This window comes from Chitinophaga sp. GbtcB8 (assembly GCF_019091455.1).
Classification (GTDB): Bacteria; Bacteroidota; Bacteroidia; order Chitinophagales; family Chitinophagaceae; genus Chitinophaga.
Map to the genome: position 1 here is coordinate 86,350 of NZ_JAGXJN010000009.1, position 17,378 is coordinate 103,727.

Genomic DNA, 17,378 nt, shown 5'->3' on the forward strand with positions numbered 1-17,378 from the left:
CCCATAATGCCGCGTAACCCGCCGGTGCCAAACCCCAGGCTACGGTAAAAAGCGTCGGCCAGCTCATCGGGGTTGCCTTTCTGCAATTGCTGAACGGCGGCCACGGTTTCGGCATCAAAACCGCCTTGTAGCCACTGGTTTACCTTGTTCTCGATATTAGTATCCATGATCCTGTTTTATTTGAGGTCCAAATATAAAGAGGAAAAAACGTATTTCCCCTGCTGTGGACATTCCTAATGTTAGTAAAAAAGCTAAAAGCCTAAAGCATAAAGCTAAAAGCTCCTGGAAGCGTACCCTGCATTGGCTTTGAGCTTTCTGCTTTCTGCTTTCCACTCAAACAAGTAATCCACACCCCATTGAAAATTGACCGGTTTGGTTAATTTTGCGGCTATGAGGCGGTACGACGATTCTTACAAACAAAAAGGATTGCGGAAACAATTGGTAGACACACTTCGGCAGAAAGGCATCACAGACGAAAATGTACTAGCGGCTATCAACAACATTCCCAGGCATTATTTCTTAGACACCGCGTTTGAAGGCATTGCATATGAGGACCGGGCATTCCCCATAGGCGAGGGGCAAACCATTTCCCAGCCTTACACCGTAGCCTACCAGACCCAATTGCTGGAAGTAAAACCTTTTGAAAAGGTACTTGAAATAGGTACAGGCAGTGCCTACCAGGCTTGCGTATTAGGCGAGCTAAAGGCCAACCTGTTCACCATAGAACGGCAAAAAAAGCTGTTTGACCAGGTAAAACAATTCCCATTTAAATCCCGTTACCCCACCATCCGCTTCTTTTATGGGGATGGTTATGAAGGATTACCCACTTTTGCCCCTTTTGATAAGGTACTGATCACTGCGGCTGCGCCGCAAACACCTCCCAAACTGCTGCAGCAAATGAAAATTGGCGGTAAGATGGTGGTGCCGGTAGGCGGCAGCGAGATCCAGCGCATGATCCGTATCACCAAAACAGGCGATAATGATTATGAGCAGGAAACCTTTGATAACTTCTCTTTTGTACCGATGCTCTCAGGAAAAAGATCCTAATTCTGAATGATGGGCTCTTCCGGTTCTTCGGTCTGCTTCTTCTTCTTAAACATATTCGGGTCCATCTTCCCAAAGCGGTAGCGCAGGTTCAGGCGAATGAAACGTGTGGTGCGTTTGCGCTCATAGTCCTGTATAAAAGCATCCGTTTCATAGTGGTTGCTGAATTGCTGGGTATTTAACAGATCAGAAATATTCAGGGAAATAGCTAGTGCATTATTCTTCAGGAACTCCTTGCGCAGGCCCAGGTCTATACCGTTCATAGCTTTGGTAGTGCCTTGCGGCGATACACGGGGAGAGCGGTAATGCCCCTGCAGCTGTACATTAAAATGGGACGGAAAACGAAGCGTGCTGTTTACATTCACGCCGTAGGTCAGGTATTCATTGGTAAGCGTGCTGAAGCTGCCGGATCCTGTAAGCTTGCTATATTCCAGGTTCAGGTTACTGGTTACATCCCACCAGCGGAAAAGGTGCAGCTGGTAGGTGACGTTGCCGCCCCAGTCCTGGTCTTTGGCCAGGTTCATGGGTTTGGTGGTGGTAATGCCGGTAATGGTGTCCAGTATGCTAAGGCGGTCTATATCATCATTGGCCTGAGAGTAATATACACCGGTGTTCATAAAATCGCGCGACCTGGGATAGTATTGCGAATAGTTCATCTCAAACTTGTGGGTGAGGGAAGGTTGCAGGTCCGGGTTACCGGTACGTATGTTCTGCGGGTCAGAGTTATTAATATAAGGCAGCAGGTCATTAAAATCCGGCCTATCCACGCGGGTAGCGTAGTTGAACACCAGGCTCTGGTCCTGGTTGTGAGGCAGGTTGTACTTCAGGAACACACTGGGAAATACATTAAAGAAGCTGTTATCCACTGCAGCATTCTGGCTGTAAGAATATCCTTTTAACTGGGCCTGCTCTATACGGGCGCCTACCTGGTAACCCAGGTTACCAATAGCGCTGGACACATTCACATAACCCGCATAAATATTTTGTTTGTAGGAGTACGTGTTGGAAAGGCTGTTGCTTTTCTCAAACTGGTCCGTATCATAATTAAACAGCAGGGCTGTGTAATCATTATCTATTTTCCGGAAAGTACCTTTTACACCCGCTTCAAACTTACCTTTTTTACCCATGGGCGTGGTATAGTCCGACTGCGCATTCCAGAACTGGTTGTGATTAAGGCCTGTGTTGGATTGCCGGTCAGGATCTTCTGCACTGCCGGGTTTCTGGTACAGCGTATAGTAGTCACTGTTACTATTGCCCTTGTTGTTACTATAGCTTACATAAGCGGTCAGCTCCTCGTTCTCCTTATTGGTGGTATGCCGGAAGTTAAAGTTGGTATTATTGGTCGGGTTAAAATAATGGCTGCTGTTATTACGGTCGCCGGTGCGCAGGTTTTGTTTATCTGCATCCAGGTAATTAAGCAGGATATGATTTTCACTATTCCCGTTGCTGAAGTTAATACCTTCAGAAATGGATACGGTATTGTATTTATCCAGGTAATAATCCAGGCCCAGGCGCCCGCCATGGGAGCCATCACTATTATGGCTATTGTTAGCTTGTGTAAAGTAGGCGGTATTGCTGCTATCCGGAACCAGGTTATGGCGGTTGCTGAAACCACTGCCTGTCTGTGAGCCGTAGCGGCCATAGTAATTGGCAAAAAAGTTAAAGCGCCGTATGCGCAGGCTGCCGTTCACGCTGCCGTTCAGTTGTCCGCGGGTGGCTACCCCGCCGTTGAACATCACGTTATACCCAACAGCCTTATCTTTTTTAAGCACAATATTAATGATGCCGCCGCCGCCCTGGGCTTCAAACTTGGCGGATGGGTTGCTGATCACTTCCACATGATCTACCGTTTCTGCGGGTATCATTTGCAGGGCTGTTTTGGCATCGCCAAAGGGAGAGGGTTTACCATCCACATAAATGGTTACGCTTTTGCCGCGCAGGGTTACGTTGTCGTCAATATCCACATCTACGCCGGGCACGTTCTTTAACAGGTCGGTACCGGTGCCGCCGTCTGCGGTTACCATGCTGCCGGCATCAAATACCTGCCGGTCTATCTGCATGCTGAAAGCTGGTTTTTCTGCTTTTATTTCCACGGCAGATAATACTTTGCCGGCTGTATGCAAACGCAGGGTACCAACTGTGGTGGATGGTTTCAGTGCCGTAACACGTACCTCTTTCTCCATTTTTTCATATCCCATGAAGGTAATGCGCAGCACATAGTCGCCGGGTTTTACAGCCGTAAAGCTGAAGTTGCCGGTAGGCTGGGTGTACATGCCATAAGCTACGGTAGAATCGGCTTTGTGCAGAAGCACTACAGACGCATACTCTACCGGTTTGCCGGTAGCCCCGTCCAGCGCCTTGCCGGAAACTTTAATGGTTGCATTGGGGGTATTGTCCTGCGCTAAAGCATGGTAATAGCCGCACAACAATACGCATACGAGTAGTAAGCGACTGTTCATGATCAGGTGGAATGATAGCATTAATACCGTAAAAATATTCATCTAAGGGGGAACCTTGAACGATTTATGATGAGTGGCCGGAGGGGGGGATGTGTGACTGCTATAATGAAAGAAGCAGGAGAGATGGTCTCCTGCTTCCTATATTAATTATTTAATTCTTAATTATTCATTAGAACGACTGGTCGCCCTGCATGTTCTGCATATTATCCCGGTCTGTTTTTGTGTTCTTACGTTTGAAGATCTGCGCATCGAATTTGCCAAAGCGGTAAGCAAAAGTAAGACGCAGTATGCGCGACTCACGCTTACGGATATAGTCTTGCGAGAAGGCCGGCGCTACCTGGTTCAGCTCATACTGGCGGGTATTAAATACATCGGAAAGGGCCAGGGTAAGGGAGGCTGTTTTTTTCTTCAGGAAATCCTTTTTTAAACCTATATCTATACTGCTGAAGCCTTTAATAGTACCCTGGGCAGAGGTGGGCACCATCATAAAGCCACCGCCTCCGCCGCCACGTCCACCACCATTACTAGGCAGGGCTATGGTTGGCGCCTGGTAGTTACCGCTGATCTGCAACGTAAAGTTAGCCGGCAGCTTGGTCTCTGAATTGAGTTTTGCATTCCAGCTAAAGTTGCTGTTCTTAAATACTTCTTTATCCTGTGTTACGGAAATTTCCGTGCGGTACAGGTTCACGTTGGCCGTTACATCCCATATGCCAAAGAAGGTTTTTTTACCGGTCAGCTCGGCGCCGTAAGAGTTGTTCTTATCCGCATTCACAAAAGTGGTGAGCAGGGTATCTTTCCCTAAAGGCACGCTGATGGTAGACAGCAGGTTATTGGTATTCCGGTAGTAAATGGAACCCAGGAAATTGCTGTTCTTCCAGTTCTTAGCGTAAGAAAATTCCAGGCTGTTGGTATACTCCGGTTTCAGGTTCGGATTACCCTCGCGCTGGTTCAGCGGGTCAGTATAATCGCGGTAAGGTATCAGCTGAAAAAAGTTGGGACGGGTTACACGGCGGCTGTAGTTCAGCTGCAGCTCCTGGTCGTTCTTGAACTTCTGCGACAGGTATACGCTGGGGAAGAAACCCGGTGTGGCTTTGGTAGGCTTGTACTTCATGCCTTCGCTGGGGATCTCGCCGGAGTAAACATACTGCTCCACACGTAAACCGCCCTGGTAACCAAAGTTACCAACAGTACCGGAGTAGTTGACATACCCTGCATAGATCTGTTCTTTGTATTTATAGTCGTTAGACAGCAGATCGTTAAAGGTGTAGTTCTTTGTAATGCTATCCTGGTCATACACATTGTAAACACTGGTGTAATTGCGGATAGTGGTTTTTAAACCCAGCTCCATTTTACCATTCTTACCAATAGGATCGGTATAATCCGTTTGCGCGGTAATAAAGGTGGTTTTACCGTCAGAGTGGTTGTTCTGCAAAGCAGCCTGCCCGGTAGGCAACCCGTCGGGCGTAAGCGGCTGTGTATTAAAATCACCGTTGCGGTTGTTGGTGCTGTAGTTATAGTTAACACTGGCCGACCATTCCCGGTTAGGTTCTGCAAAAGTATGTTTGAAATCCAGCGCAGTAGTGTAGTTGCGGAAACCGAACTTGTTGTTATTAATACGGTTGCTCAGGGAATCGCCTTTATTAAAGGTGCTGCGCAGGTCCTCGTAGTTTTTAAAATTACCGTCTACAATGTTCTGTGAAACAGAGATGGTGTTGCGGTTATCCAGGTAATAATCCAAACCCACCCGGCCAAACTGGAAAGTAGGGGTGCTGCGGCTGTTGCTTTGCTGGTTCAGGAAGCTGGTATCGCCATTCAGGTAGTTGGTGCGGTCTGTAGTACCATTGCCCCAGTTGCGGTTGGCATTCACCATGTAGTTGGCAAATACATTCACCTTTCCCTGGCGCACATTAATGTTGCCGCCGCCATTGTATTTATCGCCGGTGCCAATACCTGCGGTTACCATACCGTTAATGCCTGCACGCCGGTTCTTTTTCAGCACAATGTTCAGGATGCCTGACATGCCTTCTGCATCGTACCGGGCAGAGGGGTTGGTGATCAGCTCCACGCTTTCAATAGCGTCTGCCGGTATCTGGTCCAGGGTAAGGGTAGAGGGTTTGCCATCCACAAAAATGGTGGGGGAGGCATTACGTACGGTTACATTCCCGTCAATATCCACATTTACGGCCGGTACGTTCTTCAGCACATCCTGCGCAGTGCCGCCTACGCTTACCAGGTTACGGTCTACGTTAAACACCTTTTTATCAATACCCATGGTAAAGGCGCTTTTTTGCCCGGTAACTTCCACGGTGCCCAGCAGCTTGGAATCCGGCCGCATTTTCAGGTTGCCCAGGTCCTGGTCTATGGTCTGGGGGCTGATGGCCACCTTTTTATAAATGCTGCCATAACCCATGAAGGTAATGCGCATATTAAAGGTGCCAAAAGGCAGGTTCTCAAAGTTAAATTCGCCGTTCTCTTTGGTCAGCATACCGGTTACCACGCTGGAATCGCGCAGTTTCAGCAGGGCTACTGCCGCATAACCAATAGGTTTTTTAGAGTCAGCATCTACCAGCTTACCATACACATGTCCGATCTGGGGCATTTGCCGCTGGCCGTTAGCGCTGCCACGGGCGCCTGCTGCTGCTCCCTGTTTGCCGCCGGTAGCGGGCATAATTGGTATTTGCGCATGTAAGGTTGCGTGTCCTAACAGAACTGCGGCCAGTAAAACGTACCATTGTTTCATCGCTCTCGTTGGTCTTAAATTGTAGTGTGAAAATATTAACAGGTGATTTGGGTTCGATGCCGGCACAAAATTATTGGTAATTTATATGCCGCTTTGCCTAATATGACGAATGGGGTATTTTAGCCGAGGAAACCTATAAAAACAGCGGTAAAAGGTCTTAACAGTAATTAACAATTATCGGGCGCCGGGCTGCCGGAAACAGCCATCCGGCAGTATTTCAAATAATAGGGATAAGCGCTGTAGTGCGCGGTATGTTATGCTTACGCCATCAGCAGCTGCAGCATCCCGATCAGGAAACCCAGCACACCGCCAATGATCTCTACAAAACGGAACTCGCGCGACATAATTCCCTGCAGGATCTGCTCCAGCTTATCAGAAGAAAAAGCGGCTACCTTGTCGGTAACAATACGTTCCAGGTCCAGCTCGTCTTTTACATTGTCCAGGTATTGGGCTATCATCATGGGGAAAAGGGTGTCCAGCTCTTTTACCAGTACATCCTTGATCTGTTTAATGGTGCTGTCGCCAATGAACATGGAAAGCACCGGCATGGCTTCCGGCAGTTTTACGCGCAGGAAATGTTCCAGGTGATCTTCTACCAGGGGTATAATATTTTTGATCTTCTGGGGGTCGGTGAGCTTTTCGCGAATATCCTCAAATGATAACAGCTCATCTGCTACCAGCTTACCCAGCTTTTCGGCAAACTGCCGCTGCCGTTTGGGGAAGATGCCCTGCAGGGTCATAAAACCCAGTTTCATAGGCTGCCGGGGATGGAACAGCATTTTAATGGCGATCCAGTTAGTGAACCATCCTATGAAAGCGGAGATGAACGGAATCAGGTAGATAGACATTGTAAACTCACAGTTTTAAGAGAGCGCAAAGAAAGGGAAAAATGAGCAAATAGCGGCGGATTGTTAAGGGAGCCTGGCAGGATAGAAATTTTTTAGGCAGCTATTTGGAAATTGAGAATGATTTCACTTATCTTTGCAGTCCGCAAAATGAAGCTGTGGGTGTAGCTGAGCTGGTAACAGCACGAGATTGTCCTTCTAGGGGTCGTGGGTTCGAACCCCATCATCCACCCGAAACGGGAAGTCTTAAAAAAGGCTTCCCGTTTTTAATTTCTCCTGTATCCTGTAGCTAACAATGGAAATGGTTGCAAACGCCATTAATTATAATGCTGTTAACCTTGCTGCCATTAGCAAAATATTCCGGTTTCCCAGGCCCAAAGCTAAAACGGATATTTTTCAACGTATTTTTATATGTACTTTGAAAGATATTACCCCTCAAAATCCCTGACTATGCCACAAAAACAACCAGCCGGTTCATATCGAGGTTATAGTAGTAAGGCTGCTGCTAACAATTTATCGAAAGGCGTATCCATGCCTGCGGTTTTCCCGTTACAGGGAATATTTGCTTCCACAAAAGAAGTCATTCAAAGAAACCCTGCAGAAATATTAAAGAGTACAAAAGAAACACTTTCTCATGGAAGAGGAAATGTCTGGAAGGATATAAAAGAAAATAACGGGGCATCTTACAAAAGAACTTTGGGCGGAATGTCTATCGCATCAAACCGTGGTTACAGAAGTGATTCCAGGACAGCCTTTAATGATGCTCCCCGCAATTTACAACAACGTTTAAAAGATGTCTTGCCATTTATTATTATGGGTGCAGGGAATTGCATGGAGCATGCTGTTGTCGCTATGTTTCAAACAAATTTCAAATACCCGGGTAAGCATATTTGGCTTATGTCATGGGCAGGAGGGGATCATCAATTTTTGCTTATAGCCGACGTAAATGACATAGAAAGGGCAACGGTTGTTGACGCCTGGGAGCCTTCAGAAAACAATAAACCCTATAGAGAATGCGAATGGCATAATCCCAAAAATGTAGCCGAATCACCAGGTCATATTGTAGCGGATGGAAAAGACTACATAACAGCCGTTTTGGCCAATATCAATGATAAGGAGGACTTGGTACGATCAGGCATAGAAGCGGGAGAATATAAATCAAGGGGCGTTGATTTTTCCAGTTACCAGGGTTTAAGTGGTAGTTCCCCGGAATTTAAAATTTATGATTTCTAGTCCCTCCGCTATAGCAGCACCCCTCCTTTAAACTACATTTTTTAGTTTTTTGCTAAAAATATTAGCTTTACGGAAAAAGAAGGGCTATGCCAGTTGAATTAGAGGAGGTTAGAATGGGCAATTATTTTGCCCTGGGAAAGGAGGTGATCAGGATCTCAGAACATCACTATCCTATATTGATGGCGTTGTGTGATCAGCTGCAACCTTTACGCTTACAGGCGCCCCGCCTGAGCAAGCTGGGTTTTAACCTGGTACGCCCCCAGGATTTTAATAACTGGACCAAAGTACACCACGGCCTGCCCGTTTTCCTTAAAGCTGCTGCCGATAACCGCTATATACTGCAATTCACGGGTTATGATAAGGTGCGGGTGGTGGAATACATTCACGAGCTGCAGAATATCTGGTATTGGTTATTTGCAGAGCCCCTGCAAAAGAAAGAAGATCTGCCCCAGGGGCCGGATAGCCCCGGCGCCCTTGCCAACCATGCCTATCAGCCATTTTATCTTACCTGGGACTGCCAGTTCCTGATCTGCACCAAACCGCATGTTTTATGGCGCATTACCACTGATAAACCCCTGTTTGAGCATGCGGGTAGAAAGCTGGGATTAAAGCTCATGCAGGGCCAGGCTGGTAATACCTTACAGAACCAGGCCATAGAATGGCTAAAAATGGAGCTGCGCAGAATGCCGGCGTTAACAGAAAAGGGTGCATCCTGATACTGCATAAAAGAGCTGTTATCTTGATTGCTTCCTGGCAATAGTATAAGACAATTCGATTCCAGAAAATAGATAACCCATATATAAGCTATATATAAGCCATAGGTAAGTCATAGATAAGCCATCCCTTATAAGAGATGGCTTATCTATAGCTTATATACAGGTAAATATTATCTTACTTAGGTCTTTTTGCCTGCCCGGCAGCCCATTCATCCAGGTAACTTTCCAGTACATTCAGCGGCATATCACCCTGCTGTAACAGGGCAGTATGGAAGCTGCGCAGGTTAAAGGCCGGGCCTAACTGTCGCTCGTATTTTTTTCGTAATGCCTGAATCTTTAATTCCCCGATCTTGTAGGTAAGCGCCTGTGCGGGAAAGGCCATATAGCGCTCTATTTCGGCTATGGCAATGGGTTCGCTCACCGGCTCATGGGCCATCATGTAGGCAATGGCCTGCTCGCGCGTCATTTTACCGGTATGGATGCCTACATCCACCACCAGCCGTATAGCGCGGTGCATTTCGTTATTCAGCGCACCCATTTGCTGGTAAGGATCGGTGTAGCAGCCCAGCAGGGGGCCCAGTGATTCACAATACAGGGCCCATCCCTCAACAAAACCCTTAAAGGAAGGCTGACGGCGGAAAGCCGGCAGCGACTTATTTTCCTGCTGCAGCGATATCTGGAAATGGTGCCCGGGAATGGCTTCATGAATAAAATTTACCTCCAGCCCGTAGAAAGTAACATTCACCTTGGTAGCATCCGGCACAGGTACATAGAACACACCAGGACGCGTAGCATCTGCGGAGCCAAGCACATATGCGGGCCCGGCCTGCGACGCTTCACGGAAAGCCTCAAACCGCCTGATCTCAAAAGGTGTTTTAGGGTATAGCTCAAACAGGGCGGGCAGGTGTGGTTTTATCTTTTCATAAATATGGCGGTAAGCATCCAGCACCTGTTCCGGTGTGGTAAAAGGCGTGAACTTAGGATCTGTTCTCAGGTAATGAAAGAACTCCTGCAAAGTGCCCTTAAAACCGGTTTGCACTTTCAGCGTTTCCATACGCTGCGTAATACGCGCCACTTCCCGTAAGCCGGTCTGGTAAATGCTTTCCGGGCTTTCATCCGTAGTAGCATGGAAGCGTATATAGTAGCGGTAAATGGCTGCGCCGCCCGGCAGGGCCGACAGGCCTGCGCTGTCTGTAGCGGCAGGCAGATAAGTGTTTTGCAGGTAATCTGCCAGCCTTTTAAAAGCCGGAAGCAGCTGCTGTGTAAGTACCTGTTGATAGTCCTGTAGTATGCGTTGCTTATCTGCTGTGGCAAAGGAATCCGGCAGGTGTTTTAATGGCTGGTAAAACACATTCTTGGCCGTATCTGTTGCTGCCAGCGCAGTCATTTGCGGAATGGTTTTTATAACCAGGATCTTAGGCAGCACTAAACCGGTTTGTATGCCTTTGTTAAAGTTAGCTATGCAGGTATCTATCCATGGAACAAAGGCCGTGAGCCGTTTCAGCCAGTTATCATAATCCTTTACGGTATTAAAAGGCTGTGCAGAAGTGCCGGTACCTAACTGCCCCATGAGCGCGGGCAGAGAGGTGAATTGATTAACCGGCATGTATTCCAGCCGCAGATCTTTCTTTTCCAGGCCGGTTTCCAGCATTTCCTGCAGCACATCGTACGAGATGCGGTCTGCCGTATTTATGCTGCTGCGCTGAATAGTATGTAACGCCTGCAGGTATTTTTCGTAAAAGCTATGCTCTTTTGCCAGGAAGGGTGCGGAAATATCATTTGGCAGCTGGTCATCATAGCGGTGGTCACCGGCAAAGGTGGCATCCAGCGGAAAAAGCTGCTGGTATTCCTGCTGATAATCTTCAAATAACCGGTGCAGCTTTGTTGCCTGTGCGGCAGCAGTGGTCATGGCTGTTACTGCCATCATTAATAGCAGTACAACCTTCTTCATGTTTCTCATAAAAGTTGTTATAATGTTTTTACCATCCACACGGAGCAGCTGTAATGGCCTGACTGGCCCAGTGGTGCGGTTAAATATTCAAATCCCATTTTTTCGTACAAGGGAATAGCGGTGTGCAGCTCGGGCATAGTTTCCAGGTATATATGTGTGTAACCTTTTTCGGCAGCGGCCGTACAACATTGTGTGATAAGCTGTTTGCCCCATCCCTGGCCTCTTGCAGCGGGCAGCAGGTATAGCTTTACCAGTTCGCAGTAACCGGCAGGTAAGCCCTCCGTAGGATAAATACCGCCACCACCCCATAAATGCTGCTGCGTTGTTATAACCCAATACCCGGCTGCCTGTGCGCGGAAGGAGTTGTAGAGATCATGTATACTTTGATCAAAATAGGCAGTACCGGGTTTGTGAGCATTAAACTCTTTCAGCACCTGTTGGATGATGGCGGCCATTGCTGCATTATCCTGCGGCTGTACCGGCCTTATTAGAGCACTTTGCACAGTTTCTGTTTATTGGTTAAACGGTAATGCAAAATAACAGCAGGCGCGCTGCGCAAAATTGTATGTAGTTAGCCTGTAAAAAAAATGTGGGATCAGAGGTGCCTGTAATGTTTGGGCAGCAGGCCTGTTACCTGCTGAAAGGTTTTGGTGAAATGCGCCTGGTCTGCAAAACCACAGCTGTAGGCTATTTCAGTAAGGGAAAGGGGAGTGCTGCGTATGAGGGATAAAGCACGCTCCACTTTTAATCTGCGGCGGTATTCGCCTAAGTTGCAACGAAAGTATTTTGAAAAATGTTTGGAGATGGTAACGGGGTGCAGCTGTAATTGTTCCGCCAGCTGCAATAAGGTCAGCGGATCATTCCATTGATCCTGCAGCGCTGTTCTGATCTTCTGCGCCCATTCAGGGAAATATTTTTCTGTGGGCTGTCCTGTTTGCAGCAGCTGTATGCACAGCTGGTCCATAGCAATAAGGGTATCTGCATCCTGGCGGTAATGCTCTTTTAACAGCTTCATTAAACCACCGGTATTCAGCTCCATGCTTTCCTTTTCCATAAAGGAAGCGCAGGGTACAGGCAGCTCATACTGTTCAAAAAAAGCAGGTTCCAGCTCTATATTAAAAATGCGGGTGCCGGCACGGTAATCCATGTTCTGATGCGGCACACCCGGGTAATAATACAAACCCGTACCAGCGGCCTGCTGCTGGGAGCCGTTCTTACGGATCTCCTTACTGCCTCCGGAAAGAATATGTGAAAAATGAGGATTGGAATGGTAATGCCATTGGGACGACAGGCCATCCGGGAAAATAGTCTCGGTAGTAATGATAGGACCAAAGTGTACTTCTTTCACTTTTTGCCCTGCATAGTCCCCGCTGGTGAATACAATTGGATGTTGGCCGGCCATAGGTAGTAAAAGTACAACATCCCCGGGAAAGACACTATTGCTTGCTGGTTGTCCCGGAATTGCTTATATTTGCATTCGCAAAATCTACTTACTAGCTCGGCGAACAGGCTGGGCTTTTCTATTATTAGTTGAATATCAGGGAGATAGGGGCTATACCTACACCTGCCGTCTCCGGATAATGCACCCAGCAACTCACTAACCCATTACTTACTAACCTGTTGAAGTTAAAACAGTTATGCTGTAATTGATTACGTATGCCGTAAATGGCTGGTATGCAATCACTTACAGGTTGTTAAACAATTGTAAAAAATAAAATAATATAGATATATGGATCAGCTAAAACTGAAATTGCAGGAATACTATCATCGTTACCAGCAACTGGACCCGCAGGTAAAACCGGGAAAAGAAGAAGTAGGCGATATGGAGAACGACATCCTTTCGCAGTTTGGGTTGCCTGCCTCCAAACGCTTTGTGCAGATCTTGCATGATTTTGTAAAGAATGCCCAGGTGACTGATCACCTGCTGAACTATGTAAGCAAAAAGCTGCGTTCAGCAGCCAGAACATATTTATTAGCACCGGTTATGTCAGATATTGAAGTGTTGAACCATGCGCGCGATCAAAAACGCAGTCCGTATGATGTGTTGCCGGAACTCGGTTATACCGTGCATGAATATGCCATCTTTTTAGTGGCAGAGCTGTTGTACCGCCGTAATATGGGCCCGGTAGATGTGCTGGACGAGCTGAAAAAAGTACAGCATTTTGACAGCTGGAATGAGCTGCTGGTGTTGAGCAAAATGCCGGAGTACAATACGCATGAAATGTATACCAAGCTTAAAAAACAGCAGCTGCGTTTTGTAGATGATTTCGTACAGTTCAGCCACCGCCAGACCGCTCCCAAGGCGCCTGCCAAAAGGGCTACGCCGGCAGAAGAAGGTTACCTGCCCAACTACCGCACCATCAGCAAAATGCAGGTTGAGGATATTGTGTTTGATGAACAGGGCAACCCGCGTTTATTTGGTAAGATCAGGACCGGCAACCGCTACAACCGTATTAGCATAGGACTGGAATATTCTGAGCTGAACCAGGTGCTGATGAGCAGCGGTGAAATGGGCGTGGAGATCAGCCGTTTTATTAAAAAGAAGCTGGCCAACAACGCAGCGGAGCAGCCAACGGTAATAGATATACGTACTGAGTTTGGTAAGCTCCTGCGCCTGGATGCCTGTTACCTGGAAGTGTACAAGCCGCAGCACCGCGAAGGGCACGACTGGATTGAGGATAAAGACAATTTTTATTTCGTGGATAAGATCCTGACTAAAAAGGAATTTGATAAACGCGCCAAAGAGCTGGAAACTAAAGAGAAGATTCAGGAGTGCCTGGAGATCATCGGTGGTTCTTACGTCCATTACCAGCGTCTGCGCCGCTTAGGTGTAACGGATGAGGAAGCCAAGCTACGGGCCGGTTTGCAGGATGAGCTGTTGTTTAAGTTGTCAACGTTCCTGCATAAGCTGAAAGATTAGTTCTTTGCGGAGGACGGTCCACTTCGGACCACGGTTCACGGTCTGTGATTGAGAGATTGGAGCAATAAAGTTGTAGAGTGTTTACAGTGTTATAAATAAAGAGGTGCCTGTTGTGGGCGCCTCTTTTGTTTATGTAAATGTTTAGGTGTTGGATATCCTCCCCTAAAAACAACGAAGGGGCGCCGATAACGGTACCCCTTTTTTGCGCCCTGATTGATAATGTTCCCTTCCCTTTCGGGATGAGTAACTATGCTGCGAAAAATTTTAATTGCTATGAATTACTTACCCGGCAAACATAAAACTTAAAAATCCCTTATTCGTTAATCAGCTGTTAAGCCCGTATAAGTTCTCCCCGGCCACTATTTAATCAGCCTGGAATACTCCTCATCCGACGAAACCGCCTTTTTTGACTGCCAACCGCCCGCTGCTTACTGCCAACTTTTTTATGCAGGCCGCAAAGGTTCTGCCCCGTTTTGTCGTCCAATAAGGTATAATCATTTCAATGAATACAATGATACAACGTATCGCCTTGCTGGTTTTTTTTGCATTAGCTGTAACACAGGCTGCCCTGGCGCAGGACCTGCAGTTGAAGGGCGTTTTACAGGACAGAAAAGAAAAATTCCCCATACCCGGAGCCACGGTAAGGCTGGTTGCTGCAACAGACTCTACCCAGATAGTAGGCGGCGTTACAGATGTTACCGGTGCCTTCAGCATTCCGCATTTAAAGGCGCAGTCCTATAAAATGTCGGTTTCTTACCTGGGTTATAAGAATGTAAACCGCACCATTAGGCTTAGCGCTGATGCGCAGGACCTGGGCATTCTGTTGCTAAGCAGGGGCTCTACCACTTTAAAAGGCGTAACCATAGAAGCTATTGTACCGCCGGTACAGCAAAAAGGCGATACCCTGTCTTATAACGCCAGCGCCTATAAAACCAACCCGGATGCTACTGCAGAAGACCTGGTAAAGAAAATGCCGGGTATTTCCGTAGAGAATGGAACCGTGAAAGCACATGGGGAAGACGTTAAAAAAGTATTGCTGGATGGTAAGGAATATTTTGGGGAAGATGCTACGCTGGCCTTGCGTAACCTGCCCTCTGAAGTGATAGATAAAATAGAAGTGTTTGATAAGCTGAGCGACCAGGCACAGTTCACCGGCTTTGATGATGGTAACTCTTACAAGACCATTAACATTGTTACGCGCGGGCAAATGCGCAACTCGCAGTTTGGGAAAATATCTGCCGGGTATGGAACAGACGACCGTTACTCTGCAGGCGGCAACGTAAGCCTGTTCAATGGCGACCGCCGTATTTCCCTTATTGGCTTAACCAATAACGTGAACCAGCAGAATTTTGCCACGCAGGATCTGCTGGGGGTGGTAAGTAATGCCAGCGGTAACCGCGGGCGTGGAGGCGGTGGTGGCCGCGGCGGCGGAGCAGGTGGCGGCGGTAATGCCGGCAACTTCCTGGTAGGCTCGCAGGCGGGTATTACCAAAACCAATTCCATTGGGGTTAACTTTTCAGATGTGTGGAGCAAAAAGGTAACGGTGAATGGCAGCTACTTTTTTAACAATACCAATAATTCCAACAATCAGCTTACCAATCGCCAAACGTACCTGACCGGCGACAGCAGCCTGTTTTATGATGAAACGCAGATCACAAATAACAGTAATTACAATCACCGTGTGAACCTGCGTGTGGAGTATAAGATAGATTCAGCCAACATGCTGATCTTTACACCAGGCGTCAGCTTTCAGAAGTATGACGCTTTTTCCCAAAACGATGGTTTAAACTCTTATTCAGATACCAGCTTGCTCAGCCGGTCTAATAACCAGCAAACCAGCAACACCAGCGGGTACAATACCAATAACGGCATCCTGTACCGCCATGCGTTTGGTAAAAGGGGCCGCACTATATCAATGGGGCTTAACTTCAGCGCCAATGATAAAGACGGGCAGCGTAATCAGCAGGCCTATAATATTTACTATAAGGGGCAGGCCGGTGTAAATGATTCTACCTTGCAGCAGTCTAACCCAAAGAATAACGGTTACCAGGTATCTGCCAACATCGCGTATACGGAGCCGCTGGGAAAAAGCAGCCAGCTGCAGGTGAACTATAACCCGTCATGGTCAAAGAACAATGCCGATCAGGAAACTTTTCACTTTGATGAGTTCACGGGTAAATATGTGCTGCCGGATACCAGCCTTTCCAACGTGTTTGAGAACACCTATAACAGACAGAATGCCGGCTTAACCTACCGTTATGGCAACCGGGATAAGATGTTGTCCTTAGGGGTATCTTACCAGTATTCAGAATTGAACAGTGATCAAACCTTTCCCTTAAATACCAATGTGCACAGAACATTCAGCAACCTGCTGCCCAATGCTATGCTGCGCTATAAGTTTGATGCTAACCATTCATTGCGCGTTATGTTCCGGTCATCTACCAGCCAGCCCTCCATCGGGCAGCTGCAGAATGTGATCAATAACAGCAACCCGCTGTTTATTTCCACGGGTAATGAAGCCTTGCAGCAACAATACAGCAACCAGCTGATAACCCGCTACAGCTATACCCGGCCGGACAAAGGCCTTAGCCTTTTTGCCAACGTGTTCTTACAGAATACGCAGGACTATGTAACCAATGCTACTTACATTGCCACCAAGGACTCCGTGATAACGCCAACGGTTACACTGTTCAAAGGTTCTCAGCTGGCCAAACCTGTGAATATGAATGGTTACTGGAGCGTACGCTCTTTCTTAACCTTTGGGGTGCCGGTGCAGGCTATTAAAACAAACCTGAACTGGAATGCAGGCTTCACCTATACCCGCACACCAGGTATTATAAATAACGTTACCAATCTTTCCAACAGCTATAACTATAACCTGGGTGCAGTATTTTCCAGCAACGTTAGCGAGTACGTGGATTTTACACTGGCATACTCCGCTAACTTCAATGATCTCAGGAACAGCATACAGCCTACGCTGAACAATACCTATTTTTCCCATACCGCTTCGTTCCGGCTGAATTTATTGTCAAAGAACGGCTGGGTATTTAACAGTGATCTGAATAACCAGCTGTACAGTGGGTTAACAGATGGTTTTAACCAGCAGTACTGGTTATGGAATATTGGTGCGGGTAAAAAGTTCATGAAGGCACAACGGGCAGAGCTGCGCGTAACCATTTTTGACCTGCTGAACCAGAACCGCAGCATTACCCGCACGCCTACGGAAACGTATGTTGAGGACGTGCAGTCGCAGGTATTGAAACAGTACTTTATGCTTACATTTACTTATAAGATAAAAAATTATAAAGGCAGCAAGGCCCCGGCAGAACAGGAACCGGAGCGTGAGCGTATGCGCCGCCCGGATGGCATGTTCGGGCGCCCGCCCGGCGGCGCGCCTGGTGGTGCACCTGGTATGGGACCCGGCAGGGGCGGACCTGGTATGCCTTAAGGCCTAAAGAATTATCTATCAT

The 17,378-nt window shown here is 47.4% G+C and carries 12 protein-coding genes and 1 tRNA gene; 6 read left to right on the forward strand and 7 right to left on the reverse strand.

Annotation, left to right across the window (positions count from 1 at the left end; all coding sequences use genetic code 11):
- Positions 1–167: hypothetical protein (locus tag KVT36_RS32990; RefSeq protein WP_256449960.1), on the reverse strand; the 167-nt coding region annotated here is incomplete at its 3' end.
- A gap of 223 nt (positions 168–390) precedes the next feature.
- On the opposite strand from KVT36_RS32990, the gene KVT36_RS11000 reads away from it, so the two are divergent.
- Positions 391–1,047, forward strand: a complete 657-nt coding sequence (locus KVT36_RS11000) for a protein-L-isoaspartate(D-aspartate) O-methyltransferase (RefSeq protein ID WP_089912025.1) — start codon at positions 391–393, stop codon at positions 1,045–1,047.
- Here KVT36_RS11000 and KVT36_RS11005 read toward each other — a convergent pair.
- From KVT36_RS11005 to KVT36_RS11015, 3 genes are all read right to left on the reverse strand, one after another.
- Positions 1,044–3,503: an outer membrane beta-barrel protein gene (locus tag KVT36_RS11005; RefSeq protein WP_217603543.1), complete on the reverse strand. Its 2,460-nt coding sequence runs from the start codon at positions 3,501–3,503 to the stop codon at positions 1,044–1,046. The two genes, KVT36_RS11000 and KVT36_RS11005, sit on opposite strands and share 4 nt — an antisense overlap.
- 169 nt (positions 3,504–3,672) lie before the next feature.
- On the reverse strand, positions 3,673–6,243 hold the full coding sequence (locus tag KVT36_RS11010; protein ID WP_217603544.1) for an outer membrane beta-barrel family protein: 2,571 nt from the start codon (positions 6,241–6,243) through the stop codon (positions 3,673–3,675).
- A gap of 260 nt (positions 6,244–6,503) precedes the next feature.
- Positions 6,504–7,091, reverse strand: coding sequence for a DUF445 domain-containing protein (locus KVT36_RS11015; protein WP_217603545.1), 588 nt, complete (start codon positions 7,089–7,091; stop codon positions 6,504–6,506).
- 155 nt (positions 7,092–7,246) lie between these two features.
- Between KVT36_RS11015 and KVT36_RS11020 the strand changes: the two genes are divergently transcribed.
- The 3 genes from KVT36_RS11020 (at position 7,247) to KVT36_RS11030 (ending at position 9,037) form a co-directional block, all read left to right on the forward strand.
- A tRNA-Asp gene (locus KVT36_RS11020) sits at positions 7,247–7,320 on the forward strand.
- A gap of 218 nt (positions 7,321–7,538) precedes the next feature.
- Positions 7,539–8,321 (forward strand): hypothetical protein, encoded by a 783-nt coding sequence (locus KVT36_RS11025; protein WP_217603546.1) that lies wholly within the window; start codon positions 7,539–7,541, stop codon positions 8,319–8,321.
- A gap of 86 nt (positions 8,322–8,407) precedes the next feature.
- Positions 8,408–9,037 (forward strand): hypothetical protein, encoded by a 630-nt coding sequence (locus KVT36_RS11030; protein ID WP_217603547.1) that lies wholly within the window; start codon positions 8,408–8,410, stop codon positions 9,035–9,037.
- 175 nt (positions 9,038–9,212) lie between these two features.
- On the opposite strand, the gene KVT36_RS11035 is transcribed toward KVT36_RS11030, so the two are convergent.
- The 3 genes from KVT36_RS11035 to KVT36_RS11045 all read right to left on the reverse strand — a co-directional run bounded on the left by KVT36_RS11035 (position 9,213) and on the right by KVT36_RS11045 (position 12,390).
- Positions 9,213–10,988 (reverse strand): DUF885 family protein, encoded by a 1,776-nt coding sequence (locus KVT36_RS11035; protein WP_217603548.1) that lies wholly within the window; start codon positions 10,986–10,988, stop codon positions 9,213–9,215.
- A gap of 17 nt (positions 10,989–11,005) precedes the next feature.
- Positions 11,006–11,491 carry a GNAT family N-acetyltransferase gene (locus KVT36_RS11040; protein ID WP_368670017.1) on the reverse strand — a complete coding sequence of 162 codons (486 nt, stop codon included), beginning with the start codon at positions 11,489–11,491 and terminating at the stop codon, positions 11,006–11,008.
- A gap of 92 nt (positions 11,492–11,583) precedes the next feature.
- Positions 11,584–12,390 carry a helix-turn-helix transcriptional regulator gene (locus KVT36_RS11045; RefSeq protein WP_217603549.1) on the reverse strand — a complete coding sequence of 269 codons (807 nt, stop codon included), beginning with the start codon at positions 12,388–12,390 and terminating at the stop codon, positions 11,584–11,586.
- Between the two features lie 327 nt (positions 12,391–12,717).
- Here KVT36_RS11045 and KVT36_RS11050 point away from each other — a divergent pair, with 327 nt between their 5' ends.
- Together KVT36_RS11050 and KVT36_RS11055 are read left to right on the forward strand one after the other, a co-directional pair.
- Positions 12,718–13,908, forward strand: coding sequence for a hypothetical protein (locus KVT36_RS11050; RefSeq protein WP_217603550.1), 1,191 nt, complete (start codon positions 12,718–12,720; stop codon positions 13,906–13,908).
- Positions 13,909–14,419: 511 nt separating this feature from the next.
- Positions 14,420–17,356 (forward strand): outer membrane beta-barrel protein, encoded by a 2,937-nt coding sequence (locus tag KVT36_RS11055; protein ID WP_217603551.1) that lies wholly within the window; start codon positions 14,420–14,422, stop codon positions 17,354–17,356.
- Positions 17,357–17,378 lie beyond the last annotated feature (22 nt).

Bases quoted from the DNA above. Each gene is read 5' to 3' on its own strand.
- KVT36_RS11005 (WP_217603543.1), bottom strand. From the start codon at position 3,503: ATGAACAGTCGCTTACTACTCGTATGCGTATTGTTGTGCGGCTATTAC.
- KVT36_RS11025 (WP_217603546.1), top strand. From the start codon at position 7,539: ATGCCACAAAAACAACCAGCCGGTTCATATCGAGGTTATAGTAGTAAG.
- KVT36_RS11035 (WP_217603548.1), bottom strand. From the start codon at position 10,988: ATGAAGAAGGTTGTACTGCTATTAATGATGGCAGTAACAGCCATGACC.
- KVT36_RS11030 (WP_217603547.1), top strand. From the start codon at position 8,408: ATGCCAGTTGAATTAGAGGAGGTTAGAATGGGCAATTATTTTGCCCTG.
- KVT36_RS11010 (WP_217603544.1), bottom strand. From the start codon at position 6,243: ATGAAACAATGGTACGTTTTACTGGCCGCAGTTCTGTTAGGACACGCA.
- KVT36_RS11055 (WP_217603551.1), top strand. From the start codon at position 14,420: ATGATACAACGTATCGCCTTGCTGGTTTTTTTTGCATTAGCTGTAACA.
- KVT36_RS11045 (WP_217603549.1), bottom strand. From the start codon at position 12,390: ATGGCCGGCCAACATCCAATTGTATTCACCAGCGGGGACTATGCAGGG.
- KVT36_RS11050 (WP_217603550.1), top strand. From the start codon at position 12,718: ATGGATCAGCTAAAACTGAAATTGCAGGAATACTATCATCGTTACCAG.
- KVT36_RS11015 (WP_217603545.1), bottom strand. From the start codon at position 7,091: ATGTCTATCTACCTGATTCCGTTCATCTCCGCTTTCATAGGATGGTTC.
- KVT36_RS11000 (WP_089912025.1), top strand. From the start codon at position 391: ATGAGGCGGTACGACGATTCTTACAAACAAAAAGGATTGCGGAAACAA.